The organism is Anaerophilus nitritigenes (assembly GCF_004138215.1).
Taxonomy (GTDB): domain Bacteria; phylum Bacillota; class Clostridia; order Peptostreptococcales; family Thermotaleaceae; genus Anaerophilus; species Anaerophilus nitritogenes.
The window spans coordinates 68,405-81,439 of the sequence record NZ_RYYS01000020.1 but is presented as its reverse complement, the minus strand read 5'-3'; the positions used below and the strand labels follow the sequence as shown (position 1 = coordinate 81,439).

General features: G+C 29.8%; 12 protein-coding genes and 1 riboswitch. Of the genes, 3 read left to right on the top strand and 9 right to left on the bottom strand.

Annotated elements, in window-relative coordinates; translation table 11 throughout:
- Positions 1-15: 15 nt before the first annotated feature.
- From trxB to EK368_RS02585, 7 genes are all read right to left on the bottom strand, one after another.
- Positions 16-960 (bottom strand): thioredoxin-disulfide reductase, encoded by a 945-nt coding sequence (gene trxB, locus EK368_RS02615; RefSeq protein WP_129596182.1) that lies wholly within the window; start codon positions 958-960, stop codon positions 16-18.
- Positions 961-989: 29 nt separating this feature from the next.
- Positions 990-1,376: a GrdX family protein gene (locus tag EK368_RS02610; RefSeq protein WP_129596181.1), complete on the bottom strand. Its 387-nt coding sequence runs from the start codon at positions 1,374-1,376 to the stop codon at positions 990-992.
- A gap of 161 nt (positions 1,377-1,537) precedes the next feature.
- A riboswitch (glycine riboswitch) is annotated at positions 1,538-1,641 on the bottom strand.
- A 153-nt stretch (positions 1,642-1,794) separates the two neighbouring features.
- A complete protein-coding gene (locus EK368_RS02605; RefSeq protein ID WP_129596180.1) occupies positions 1,795-2,643 on the bottom strand; it encodes a DegV family protein in 849 nt (282 codons plus the stop codon).
- Between the two features lie 95 nt (positions 2,644-2,738).
- Positions 2,739-4,370, bottom strand: a complete 1,632-nt coding sequence (locus EK368_RS02600; RefSeq protein WP_129596179.1) for a Na/Pi cotransporter family protein — start codon at positions 4,368-4,370, stop codon at positions 2,739-2,741.
- Positions 4,371-4,621: 251 nt separating this feature from the next.
- Entirely contained in the window at positions 4,622-5,092 is a 471-nt protein-coding gene (gene trmL / locus EK368_RS02595; protein WP_129596178.1) for a tRNA (uridine(34)/cytosine(34)/5-carboxymethylaminomethyluridine(34)-2'-O)-methyltransferase TrmL, read from the bottom strand.
- Between the two features lie 5 nt (positions 5,093-5,097).
- Entirely contained in the window at positions 5,098-5,559 is a 462-nt protein-coding gene (locus EK368_RS02590; protein WP_129596177.1) for a chemotaxis protein CheX, read from the bottom strand.
- Positions 5,560-5,666: 107 nt separating this feature from the next.
- Positions 5,667-6,599, bottom strand: a complete 933-nt coding sequence (locus EK368_RS02585; protein WP_243109339.1) for a DUF362 domain-containing protein — start codon at positions 6,597-6,599, stop codon at positions 5,667-5,669.
- A gap of 426 nt (positions 6,600-7,025) precedes the next feature.
- On the opposite strand from EK368_RS02585, the gene EK368_RS02580 reads away from it, so the two are divergent.
- Together EK368_RS02580 and EK368_RS02575 are read left to right on the top strand one after the other, a co-directional pair.
- Positions 7,026-7,955, top strand: coding sequence for a DUF2971 domain-containing protein (locus EK368_RS02580; protein WP_129596176.1), 930 nt, complete (start codon positions 7,026-7,028; stop codon positions 7,953-7,955).
- A 381-nt stretch (positions 7,956-8,336) separates the two neighbouring features.
- Positions 8,337-9,614 (top strand): homoserine dehydrogenase, encoded by a 1,278-nt coding sequence (locus EK368_RS02575; protein ID WP_129596175.1) that lies wholly within the window; start codon positions 8,337-8,339, stop codon positions 9,612-9,614.
- An 8-nt stretch (positions 9,615-9,622) separates the two neighbouring features.
- Here EK368_RS02575 and EK368_RS02570 read toward each other — a convergent pair whose 3' ends face one another.
- Complete coding sequence (locus EK368_RS02570) at positions 9,623-10,954, bottom strand: replication-associated recombination protein A (RefSeq protein ID WP_129596174.1); 1,332 nt, start codon at positions 10,952-10,954, stop codon at positions 9,623-9,625.
- A 300-nt stretch (positions 10,955-11,254) separates the two neighbouring features.
- On the opposite strand from EK368_RS02570, the gene EK368_RS02565 reads away from it, so the two are divergent.
- Positions 11,255-12,451 carry a pyridoxal phosphate-dependent aminotransferase gene (locus tag EK368_RS02565; protein WP_129596173.1) on the top strand — a complete coding sequence of 399 codons (1,197 nt, stop codon included), beginning with the start codon at positions 11,255-11,257 and terminating at the stop codon, positions 12,449-12,451.
- Positions 12,452-12,523: 72 nt separating this feature from the next.
- Here the strand turns inward: EK368_RS02565 and EK368_RS02560 are convergent, their stop codons facing one another.
- Positions 12,524-13,021 (bottom strand): SEC-C metal-binding domain-containing protein, encoded by a 498-nt coding sequence (locus EK368_RS02560; protein WP_129596172.1) that lies wholly within the window; start codon positions 13,019-13,021, stop codon positions 12,524-12,526.
- Between the last annotated feature and the right edge of the window lie 14 nt (positions 13,022-13,035).

Below are 13,035 nucleotides of genomic sequence, written 5' to 3'. Positions count from 1 at the left end.
CTACTACCTCCTTTTTTATTCAAAATGACTTTCTATGTATTTTTCTGCATTCACAGCTGCTATTGCTCCATCAGCTGTTGCAGTTACTACTTGCCTTAATGATTTTTCTCTAATATCTCCTGCTGCAAAAACTCCTTCTACATTTGTCTTCATTTCTACATCTGTAATAACATAGCCTACATCATTCATATTTATCTTCCCTTTATAAACTTCACTTAGTGGTTGATAACCTACAAAAGGAAATATTCCAAAAGTTCCATCCTCTTCATTTGCTTGATATTCTGTTACTTCTCCTGTTTTTTTGTTTTTAAATACTACAGATTCTACAATTCCATCTCCCTTAATCTCTTCAATTCCTGTATCCCACATAAACTCAATCTTTGAATTTTTAAAAGCTTTTTCTTGAATAGATTTTGCAGCCCTTAACTCATCTCTTCTATGTACAATAGTTACCTTTCTTGCAAACTTAGTAAGATAAAGAGCTTCTTCAACAGCCGAATCTCCTCCTCCTACTACGAAAACTTCAAGATCTGTAAAAAAATCCGCATCACAAGTTGCACAATAAGATACCCCTTTTCCAGTTAATTCTTTTTCTCCAGGGCATCCAATCAATTTAGGCTTTGCTCCACTAGCTATAATTACAGCTTTAGCATTATATTCTCCTTGTTCTCCTTTAATTACTTTAATCTTTTGTGTAAAATCTACATCTACTACAGTATCCTTTTTTCTTTCCACTCCAAATTCTTCTGATTGTTCTAACATTCTAGCAACCAAACTAGGTCCTGTAGCATCTTTTATAGAACCTGGGTAATTAACCACCTCATTTGTAGTAACAATTTGCCCACCTACTCTTTCTTTTTCTAGTATCAATGTTTTCATTTTTGCTCTTGCTGCATAAAGACCAGCTGAAAGACCAGCAGGTCCTGCTCCAATAATTACTACATCATATAAATTTTCCATTTCATTACCTCCTTCATATTGAAATTTTACTAAAATTGAGTCATACTTTCAATTGCACTTTGAATCAAACAATAATCAATCAATTGAAAGTCTTTTAAAATTTTGTCTGTCCAAAGAGGAGTTTTTTTTGTACTCAAAAACTTTTTAACCGTTTGAATACTTTCTTCTATTATTCTTATAGAATCTATATCTACCTCTTTCTTTTTTTCTGTTACTATAATAGATTTATAAGGGGTTTCATTGGGCTTTACACTTCCAGATAAGGGATGTGTTAAAAGTTTATGTCCTTTATGTATCTTATCTCTTGCTAACAAAAGTACTGAAAGATAAGAATCGTCCTTTAAATAAATTATATCCGTTTTATCCTGCTTTCCTTCAAAAACTTTAGGATTATTTGTAATGATAGTATTCTTCATTTTTTCACCTCAACTTATGAAAACGTTTATCAAATTCCCTAATGAATATAAAAAGACATATGACAAATATTAGATTGCCATATGTCTCTGTCTTTACCCTAAGAATTTCTCCTTAATTGAAATATACTCCTTTGATGCCATTCATAAGCTTTCCAGAGTTCTGTCCAAATACAGTTCTTTTGCCTGAGAATTTCACAAAAGATAGGCAATATCTTTTGCTTGTCCCTTCGGCGATCCTCTATGGATTCTCTCCCGCATTTTTCATTCAGAATTAAGAATATTCATTTATTTTTTTTTATTATTAACTTTCTTTATAATCATTATATTATAAAAGTAGTTCTATTGACAATACATTTTAACATTTTTTTCATATTTTACTTTTATATGGACTATACAATTATAGGAATGTGGAAATTTATTATTCATTTTTTATATATATAATAGCTAAAAATCCTGGTCCTGTATAAGTTCCTATGGTACATCCTATTTCCATTTCTATCATATTTTCAGTCTCAAAAACTTGTACTATTTCTTCCTTTAATTTTTTAAAATTTTCTTTGTTTCCTCCATGGGCTACACAAATATATTCAGATCCTTTTTTAAGACCTCTTTCTTGTGCAAGTTCTATCATTCTTGGAATAATTTTTTTACTTCCTCTTACTTTATCAAAAGGCTCTACTATTCCATCTTGTATAGTTAAAATAGGCTTTACATTTAAAATTTTTCCTATTGTAGCTTTTGTTGCACTTAGTCTGCCTCCTTTTTGTAAGTAATCTAATGTATCCACAGAAAAAATATGATCTACCTTATCTTTCATTTCTTCTATCCTGTTGATAATTTCTTCTTTTGATTTTCCTTCCTTGACCATCTTGGCAGCTTCTACTACAATCATTCCACATCCATACGATAAAGCCATAGTATCAATGATAGTTATATCTTCATTTCCTATCTCATTTTGAGCCATAATAGATGATTGATGAGTACCACTTACTTTAGAGGAACCATTAACTAAAATGACTTGGTACCCTTTTTCTAAAAGTGTTTTCATCTCTTTTATAAAAATACTTGGAGGAATCTGAGAACTTTGTGAAACTTCCCCAGTATCTTTTAATCTTTGAAAAAATTCTTCTGAATGCAAATCTACACCATCTTTAAATTCTTCCTCTCCAAATCTTATACACAGTGGTAATATGGTAATATCATATTCTTTTGCTAATTCTTTTGGTACATCTGCTAGACTCGTAGTCATAATTTTTATAGGTTTCACTTTGATCTCCTCCCCTAGTGCATTGTTTCCTTCTTTATATTTTATTATTTATGTAGAAATTTTACAACAAAATAGACTTCTTTATGAAAAGAAGTCTATTTTTTATCTACTGAATCAATTACTGAAAAAGCAATTTTTGCTGCATGATCTCCAATTCTTTCTAAATTACTAATAATATCTAAAAATATAATTCCTGCACTCGGTGCGCATTGTTGCTTATTTAATCTTGCAATATGATTTGCTCTTAAGGATTTTTCCATATGGTCAATTTCCCCTTCTCTTTCTACAACTCTTCTTGCAAGATTTACATCTCCTATTCTTAAAGCTAATATTGCTTGCTCATAAGATTTAATTACTCGATCATGCATATGTTGTAGATCTTTAAAAGCTTTCTCACTAAACATGAGCCTATTATCTGAACTAAATACAGCTAGTTCTGCTAAATTTTCTGCATGGTCTCCTACTCTTTCAATGTCATTAATAGTACTAAAAAGACCATCTATTAATTCATGTTGTTTTCCAGATAAAGGTGTACTTGATAATTTTACCAAGTATTCTGCAATTTGTCTTTCCATTCTATTTATCATTTTTTCTGTTTCAAAAGTTGTGTCTGCTAATTTTTCACTTTGTGCAAAGAAAGCTTCCATAGAAGTTTTGTAATTTTCTAATACTAAATCTCCCATATTTAAAATTTCTTTTATAACCTGTACAATAGCAATAGATGGAGTTTCTAACATCCTGTCATCTAAATGACTGATACCAATTTGTTGTTTCTGTTCTGCTAAACTCACAGGAATTACTTTATTTGCTAATCTTACTAATATTGCTGCAAATGGAAGCAACAACACCGTATTCATAATATTAAATAATGTATGGGCATTGGCCAATTGTCTTGCTGCATCTGTAGGAGAAACTTTCTGTACAAAAGCCACTGTTATATTCTTAAAAAGTAACATAAAAAGAAGCGTTCCAACCACATTAAAAGTAAAATGGATAAATGCAGCTCTTTTTGCTGTACGATTTGCTCCAATACTAGATAACATAGCCGTCACACAAGTTCCTATATTTGTTCCAAATATAACAGGCAAAGAAGCTTCTATAGGAAGAAGGCCTTCACTAGCTAACGCAATTAAAATCCCTGTAGTTGCACTACTACTCTGAACAACAGCAGTAATAAAAAACCCTGTAAATATAGCCATCAAAGAATCTGTAAAATTCCCACTACCAAAGGATAATAGCATGTCTCTAAACCCTGAATATTCTCGAAGAGGTTTTACAGCTTCTTTCATAAAATCCATTCCAATAAATAATATACCAAAACCTATAAAAATTTCTGCCATATTTTTAGTTTTTTTATTATTTGTAAATAACCAAACTACAACTGCAAGTCCTACTACAGCAGGAGCAATATAGCTAAGTTCTAAAGATGCAATTTGAGCCGTTACAGTTGTTCCAACATTCGCTCCCATAATGATTCCAGTAGCTTGTGTAAGATTCATGATTCCTGCATTTACAAATCCCACTACCATTACAGTCGTCGCACTACTACTTTGAATAATCATAGTCACCAATGATCCAACAATTACGGCCATGATTCTGTTATTTGTAAGTACCTCGATGATTCTCTTCATCTTATCTCCAGCAGATTTTTGCAAACCATCTCCCATAATGGTCATTCCATAAAGAAATAACCCTAAGCCTCCAAGTACTCCAAAAAATATTTCCATTTATGCCCCTCCTATATTCTATTATGCATTCACACCTTATCTATAATACACTATTTTTTATTAGTTTTGTTAAATCTATGTTAAATTTATTAAAATATGTCGTATTATGTTGATAAGTTTAAAATAGAGTTTATAAAACTCATTATTCTAATTTTTTAGAGTTTTTTAGCATATATCAATCAAAATATCATTTTGATTGTTTGAATTTTTAGAATCATTTACCTTTCACAAAAAAAGAGAGTTTTACCTCTCTATTTCAAATGCATAAACCCAGTTTGTCGTAAAGCTTCATAGAGTACAATATTTACCGAATTGGAAAGATTTAAAGATCTAGCTTTTTCATTTTCAATCATAGGAATTTTAATGGCCTTGTCCATATTTTTATGAAGTAGTTCCTTAGGTAATCCTGCTGTTTCCTTTCCAAATACTAAGAAACATTCATCTTCATAAGTCACATCTGTATAAAGTTTCTCTGCCTTTGTAGTGGAAAAGAAAAATTTTCCTTGTGGATGTGCTTTTAGAAATTCTTCTATATTTGGGTAAATATTCAAATCTAACAAATCCCAATAATCAAGTCCTGCTCTTTTTAAATGCTTATCATCTACTGAAAATCCTAAAGGTTCAATTAAATGAAGACTGCTCCCTGTGGCTGCACAAGTTCTTGCAATATTTCCTGTGTTTGGAGGGATCTCCGGTTCAAATAAAACTACATTAATCGCCATATGCATTACTCCTTTATTGCAATATCTAGTTCAATTATACCATAATCTGTATTTAGAGGTACAGTAATTGTTTGATTAGAATTTGTAGAAATTGAAACTTTTTTGCCAACCAATAGTGTTGGAGGTGTAATATCTACCTCAAAACCTTGGTTGCTAAGGAGGGTAGCTGTATTTCCTAAAATCATATTACCAAGTTCCGAAATAGCACTTCTTGCCATTTCATCTAATTCATCTACAAGCATACCACACATCATATGAGAAGCGATTTTTTTTGCCATTTCTTCATTCATTCCTAAAATAGCTTGTCCTTTGAGTTTTCCTGTAAGTCCTATTAAAATCATTACATCTGGAGCATCAAAAGATCCATCTTTTATATGAATTGTACCTTTCTCGCAAGATATATTCGCCATTTGCTTTAAAATCATTTGGCTTGCTTCAATAAAAGGATTTACCCATTCTACCTTCATTTTAAATTCCCTCCTTTTTTCACTTATCTTATACATTTTTGTAATTATATCATATTTTTACGTATTTTTTTTACATTTTTCAAACTAGGTTACTATTTGTTTCTTACTTATCTATTTCCATGTATATTTTTTATATGCCCTTTATCTAATATAATTTCTTGTCCAAATGCAGCTTTACTAAATATCCTTTCAGCTTCTTCTAATGAAATTCCCCTTAAATCCATTCTTTCTGGAAGAGCTGTTCCGATCTCTTCTTTATGTAGTTTATATAAATAGGAAATAGCCTGAGGTAAAAATCCTAGTAATCTTGCTCCGATAGTATCTACTGCAACAGGATCTGTCCCCGCTATAATAAGTCCTGGTGTATCTATGGCTTTTCCTGACGAAGGACCTGTTCCAATCATAGTTTTGTCTGCACTCACAATTGTAAGATCAATAGGAATTTTTTTTATCATAGCTTCTATAAACCCATGTAAATCTTCGTGAATTCCTAATTTTTTTTTGGGAAAACCATGAATTTCTGCTGGTGGCCATCCAAGAGCAATATTTTTCATTCCAGCACTTATAGTAGCTTCTTCATGATACTTAAGTTGTGTAAAAGATATTAAAACATCTATTTTTTCGATTAATTGATTTATTTTGGTACTAATCGGTTGATCATGGTCTAAAAAAACCTCTGTATATGGACCATAATTTAAGTCAATAAATTCGACTTCTTCTTTTTTTATAATTTTATCATAACCTATAGTACTCATAACTTTAGGTGTAGGATCTCCTCCTGAGCCTGTGGCAATATATATTTTTTTAGGGTTTCTTTTTTTTATATATTGTATTAATCTTTGTAATGTATATGGTCCTACTACTGTTGCTGTATAAGGAGGCTTTGCTTTTACCCAATTAGGAGTAATACATACTATATCACTTGTATGGATAATTTTGTTCATAGGAAGTAAATCTAAAGCCTTTGTAAGAGACTCTTCTTCTTTTGTATCTTTCATAATTGCAATAATAGGTTCTTTTATTTTTCTATCTTTTCTCACATGATCACTCCTTTTATCAATATCTATACACTAGCCATATCATCATAAAAATATACAAAATCAACAAAAATAGCTGCGAGCAATCCTCACACCCCTCCTTATATTTTTTATTTGCACACTTCATGCCAAAAATTTCATTTCACGCGAAAAAAGATACCCTTGTTTTTATGAAATAATTTATAAATCTTTATTATATTTACTTTGATCAAAACATTCATTTGCCAATATTTACAATACATTTTATAATAGAAATAATCTATCTTATTTTTTAGACAAGGGTAAAACACTGAAACACTGGGGACGGTTAATAAATTTATAAGTTTAATATAGTGATACTAACTTTCAAGCTATAAAAAACTAGACTTTTTTCAAAAAAATTAGAGTATTATTGAACAAAAAAAATTATAGAGAAGGAAGTGATTAGATATGCTATCTTTTTATGAACATATTATTGATGATGTATTAGGAGAAAAAATTTCTAAGTCCAATGCAACTACAGTATTTCATTTTACTTCTGTATCAGCCTTATATTCAATGATCAAAACCCATTCTTTACGATTGACTAATTCCATGTATTTAAACGATAGAAATGAATTCGCAGATTTTTTACATTCCATGTGTGATACTGTAAGAAATTTAATTGATACAGAACAAGATGAGCAAATCAAAAATAATTATAAAATTTTGTTAGAAGAATATAAAAAAGCTCTAGAAAGAAATGAGCAAAAACACACTGATTACTATTATCATGCTTCATATTTTATATTTTCTGCATCAGAATATGATAATTCAATACCCATGTGGAATTATTATTCTCAAAGTTCAGGGATATGCATAGAATTTGATCTCCATCAATTGCGTAATTTTTTTGAGTACTGTATCAAAGATTGTGGTGAATCAATATTTGTAGATTATAAATGTATTTATGAAAAAGAAGAAAAATATAATATCTTAAGAACCTATATTATAGAAAGAATCAAAGAAATGCAACCACACTTTTGGAAATCTGCATTAAAATATTCCTATGCATTCAAAGATGAAATTTTTAAATATGAACGAGAAACAAGATTTGTAATTCGATTAGATAAAAAATATTTTGAAGAACAATGTAATTTTGATAAAGAAGAAAAACAGATTACAAAAAATTTATCACTAGGTTTTTATAATACTAATGATACTATAAGACCAGTCATCAAGCTTCGAGGAAATAAACAGCTTCCTATTAAAAGAGTTATTATCTCTCCCTTTAATGAAACCGAAACTTTGTATAGTGGTTTAAAACGATTTTTAGATTTTCATGGATATTCTAAAGTAATCGTAGATACTGTGGAAACAAGCATGAGGCGAGATTTCTAAAAAAAATGAAGAACGAGGAAAAACGGAATACGGTTAATAATTTCTATTGATTATTCAATTAAAAAATCCTTTATCTTTAGGTAAAATATTCCTATATTTGCTGTTATTTTATTTTTAGGCACACTCAATAACCCCTTCACTTTATCTAGTATTTATTTCAATTTACACACTTCTTAAAAATTTATCTAACATAATAATAGTTTTTATCTTTATTTATTTTTTATTCTTAATGTTTAACCGTCCCGTTTTCTTTACCATTTTTCCTTTTTTCACAAAATCTATTGTCTATCTTTCATAAATATGGTACTATTAATCCTATAGTTTTTAAAACAAATACATTTGTTTTTATTATGCAAACACTTAAAATAGGAGGCACTAATTATGCAAACAATAAAAATAGGATTATTAGGATTAGGAAATATAGGAAAAGGTGTATGGGATATTACAAAAAAAAACATGTCAAAGATTCAATCTTATACAGGTGCTAAGTTGGAAATAAAAAAAATACTTGTAAGAAATCCAGCTAAACATAATGAAGTTCCTAAAGAAATTTTAACTACAAATGCTGATGAAATACTTCTAGATCCTGAGATAGATCTAATCATTGAACTTATAGGAGGTATAGATACTGCATTTTCGTATATAAAAAAAGCTATTGAAAATCATAAGCATGTAGTTACAGCAAATAAAGCAGTTATTGCAACTTATGGAGAAACTCTTCATGCTCTTTCTCATAAACATAAAGTAGCTTTAAGATATGAGGCAAGTGTAGGTGGTGGGATTCCTATTATCAATACTTTAACCAAAAGTCTTGCAGCCAACGAAATAGAAGAAATGGTAGGAATCATTAACGGAACAACAAATTATATTCTTACACAGATGACAGAAAATAGAATGGAGTTTCATGAGGCTCTAAAACTCGCACAAGAAAAAGGATATGCTGAAGCGGATCCTTCATCCGATATAGAAGGAGAAGATGCTGCCTTTAAATTATCTATTTTGATGTCTATAGCTTTTGGTATTTATGTCTCTCCAAATCAAATTCAAAAAGAAGGAATTAGCAAAATATCTAAAAAAGATATAGATTACGCAACACAATTAGATTATAGAATTAAATTATTTGCTACAGCAAAAAAGATGGATAATCAACTAGAATTTTATGTATATCCTACACTTATTCCTAATAATCATCCACTAGCTTCTGTTAACGATGAATTTAATGCATTGTTTGTAAAAGGAAATGCTGTAGGAGAATTAATGCTTTATGGAAAAGGAGCAGGCTCTCTGCCTACTGGAAGTGCTGTAATGGGAGATGTATTAGAAATTGCTAAGGGTATTGTAAACAAAGATCATCTTTTAATTTGCCCTACTCCTTGTGAAAATCTTCCAAAAATAGAAGAAGGACTTAGTCAATACTATATACGAACTTTAGTGGATGATGAGCCAGGAATGCTCGGAAAAATTTCATCTACTTTCGGAAAATATGGTATTAGTTTATCTTCTGTTGTTCAAAGAGGAAAAGAAGGTTTCTCCATTCCTTTGGTAGTGGTTACTCATGAAGTAAAAAAATCTATATTAAATAAAGCTTTAGAAGAAATTCTTAAAAATCAAATGGTAATTGAAATCTCTAGTATATTAAAAGTAGAGAATTTAAGTTAAAAAGTCAGCTAAAGCTGACTTTTTAATTTCTTTAACCTTTCAAAAATATTTTTCTCATATCCATTTTCTTTAGGATTATAATATTTTGTATTTTTTAATGGATCAGGCATATATTGCTGTTTTACATATGCTCCTTTATAATCATGGGGATAAAGATAACTGTTTTGTATCTTATTATTATATTTATTTTGTATATTTTGAGAAGTCATATCTCTTAAATGAGGAGGAACTTGTCCAATATCCTTTCTCTCTATGTCTTTTAATGCTTGATTGATTGCTTCATATCCTTTATTGCTTTTAGGCGCAGTAGCTGTGTATAATGCAGCTTCTGCTAATATAATTCTAGCTTCAGGCATTCCAACAAACTTTATAGCTTGTGCTGCACTATTAGCAATAACTAATGCATTTGGATCTGCAAGCCCTACATCCTCTGCTGCTGCTATTACAATTCTTCTTGCAATAAATACAGGGTCTTCACCTGCATATAACATTCGAGCCAAATAATGTATAGTTGCATTAGGATCTGATCCTCTCATACTTTTAATAAAGGCAGAAATCACATCATAATGTTCATTTCCATTTTTATCATAAGTAATATGTTTCTTTTGAACACATTCTTGCAAAATATCTAATGTAATATGAATTTTTCCATTTTCTCCTTTTGGTGTAGTAAGTACTGCTAACTCTAAAGTATTTAGAGCTCTTCTTCCATCTCCATTAGAAATATCTACTAAAAATTCATATGCCTTTTCTTCCATATAAATAGGAAGCATACCTACTCCCTTTTCCGAATCTGTCAGTGCTTTTTGAATCATTTTTTTTATAGATATTTTATCTAAGGGTTTTAATGAAAAAAGCATAGATCTAGATAAAAGTGCAGCATTTACCTCAAAATATGGATTTTCTGTAGTTGCTCCAATCAAAGTCAAAGTTCCATTTTCTACATAGGGAAGCAATGCATCTTGTTGTGATTTATTAAATCTATGAATTTCATCTATAAAAAGAATAGTTTTTTTATTATACATACCTAATGCATTTTCTGCTTCTTTGACAACTTCTTTTAATTCTTTTATTCCTGATGTAACTGCATTTAACTTTACAAAATTTGACTTTGTAGAATTAGCAATAACTTTTGCTAAGCTAGTTTTTCCTGTTCCAGGTGATCCATGTAAAATCAAAGAAGTAATTTTGTCTGCTTGTATAGCTCTTCTTAACAATTTTCCTTGTCCTAATATATGTTCTTGTCCAAAAAATTCATCTAAAGATTCTGGCTTCATTCGCTCTGCTAAAGGAGCATCTTTTTTCATATTTTTTTCTTTTAATATTTCAAATAAATCCACTCTTCTCACCTCTTAATTAAATAAAAAATCTATTTAAAGTGTAACATATATCTTTCTTATTGCGTATTTTAATATAGAAAAAATATGTTATCTTCTTAAAAAGGGGTACTTGAATATGACGGATACACAATCTAGCTTTGGGGGATTATTTGGTGGATGTGATAGTAGTTTGCTTTTCTTTTTTCTTGACTGTATCATTTGATTTTGCTAATATAATAATATTATATATTTTACATTATTCTTTATATTTCGACTAAATTATAAAAAATTCACAAAATATTATACCAATTAGGAGGACCTATGAAAAATTTTTCTAAAAGAATCATAACTATGGGCGCATCTCCTATTCGAAAGTTAACTCCTTATGCTGAAGAAGCAAAATCGAATGGGAAAAAAATCTATCATTTAAATATTGGACAACCAGATATTGTTACTCCTGAAGGTTTTATGAAAGCAATTAAAAACTTTGATGAAAAAATATTAGCTTATTCATATTCTGAAGGAATGCCAACACTAATTGCTGCTATGATAGATTATTATGAAAAATACAATTTATTTTTTGAAAAAGATGAAATTTTAATCACAAATGGAGGAAGTGAAGCTCTATCCTTTGCACTTCAAGCTGTAGCTGATCCCTTAGATGAGGTAATTGTTCCTGAACCCTTTTATTCTAATTATGCAGGCTTTTCTACTATTGCAGGAATCAAAACTATTCCTCTTGTTACAAAAGCTGAAGATGGCTTTCATATTCCACCTAAAGAAAATATTGAAAAATTAATTACTTCTCGTACAAAAGCTATTCTTCTTTCTAATCCAGGCAATCCTACTGGAGTAGTTTATACAAAAGAAGAAGTTAGACTTTTAGCTGATGTGGCAAAAGAGCATGGTCTTTTCATTATTTCTGATGAAGTATATAGAGAATTTGTTTATGATGATCTAGAATTTACAAGCTTTTGTGATATGAAAGATATTTGTGAACAAGTAATTTTAGTAGATAGTGTATCTAAAAGATTTAGCGCTTGTGGTGCAAGAATAGGTGCTATTTTAAGTAAAAACAAAGCATTGATTGCACAAATTTTAAAGCTATGTCAAGGAAGACTCTGTTGTCCAACCCTTGAACAAATAGGAGCTACAGAGCTTTATCATGTAGAGACAGATTATTTTGAAAAAGTTTTATGTGAATACCAAAAAAGAAGAAATGCAGTTTATGAAGGGCTTATAAAAATTCCAGGAGTTTTTTGTCAAAAACCAAAAGGAGCTTTTTATGTAATCGCAAAGCTTCCTGTACAAGATGCTGAAGAATTTGTAATATGGCTTTTGAAAGATTTTGACTTAAATAATGAAACAGTCATGTTTGCTCCTGGTCAAGGCTTTTATACAACAAAAGGCATGGGAAAAGATGAAGTCAGGATTGCACATATTTTAAAAGAAGAAGATTTAAAAAGAGCTATGGAAATTTTAAAAATAGCCCTTGAAAAGTATCCAAACAAAAAATAATTAACTTTCCTTAACAACAAAAGACTACTGCCTTAAAGTAACCCCTAATGCAGTAGTCTTTTTATTTAAATTTTATTTTCCACAACATTTTTTGTATTTTTTACCGCTTCCACAAGTACAAGGATCATTTCTTCCTATTTTATCTTCTTTTATGATAGTTTTAGAATTCCTTTGTTCTTTTGTAATTGCTTTTCTTGTTTCTTCATCTAAAATAACATCCCACTGTGGTAGTGTATATAGATAATCAGCTTTTGCTTCTAACATATTATAGTAAAGTTTTTCAAAATCAATTTCAAGATGAATAGAGCTGTCTTCATTAATTTCTTCTAAGTTTAAAGATTTTTTTAAACTTTCATTAATTCCATCCAAAAATCCCATAAAATCTGGTCCTGTAGTGTCATATTTTTCTACTAATTCTTTTATAGTTCCTAGTACATTCTCTTTATAATTTGTTAACACATCTTCATAAATTCTTTTTTCTGTAATAGCATATTTGTCCCAAAATTTATTAAAACTCTCTTGACTTTCATGTTCATATGCTATAGCTTTCCATTGTTCATATATACTCATATTTAATTCTCCTT

Bases quoted from the DNA above. Each gene is read 5' to 3' on its own strand.
- EK368_RS02560 (WP_129596172.1), bottom strand. From the start codon at position 13,021: ATGAGTATATATGAACAATGGAAAGCTATAGCATATGAACATGAAAGT.
- EK368_RS02590 (WP_129596177.1), bottom strand. From the start codon at position 5,559: ATGAAGGTAGAATGGGTAAATCCTTTTATTGAAGCAAGCCAAATGATT.
- EK368_RS02575 (WP_129596175.1), top strand. From the start codon at position 8,337: ATGCAAACAATAAAAATAGGATTATTAGGATTAGGAAATATAGGAAAA.
- trxB (WP_129596182.1), bottom strand. From the start codon at position 960: ATGGAAAATTTATATGATGTAGTAATTATTGGAGCAGGACCTGCTGGT.
- trmL (WP_129596178.1), bottom strand. From the start codon at position 5,092: ATGGCGATTAATGTAGTTTTATTTGAACCGGAGATCCCTCCAAACACA.
- EK368_RS02580 (WP_129596176.1), top strand. From the start codon at position 7,026: ATGCTATCTTTTTATGAACATATTATTGATGATGTATTAGGAGAAAAA.
- EK368_RS02610 (WP_129596181.1), bottom strand. From the start codon at position 1,376: ATGAAGAATACTATCATTACAAATAATCCTAAAGTTTTTGAAGGAAAG.
- EK368_RS02600 (WP_129596179.1), bottom strand. From the start codon at position 4,370: ATGGAAATATTTTTTGGAGTACTTGGAGGCTTAGGGTTATTTCTTTAT.
- EK368_RS02565 (WP_129596173.1), top strand. From the start codon at position 11,255: ATGAAAAATTTTTCTAAAAGAATCATAACTATGGGCGCATCTCCTATT.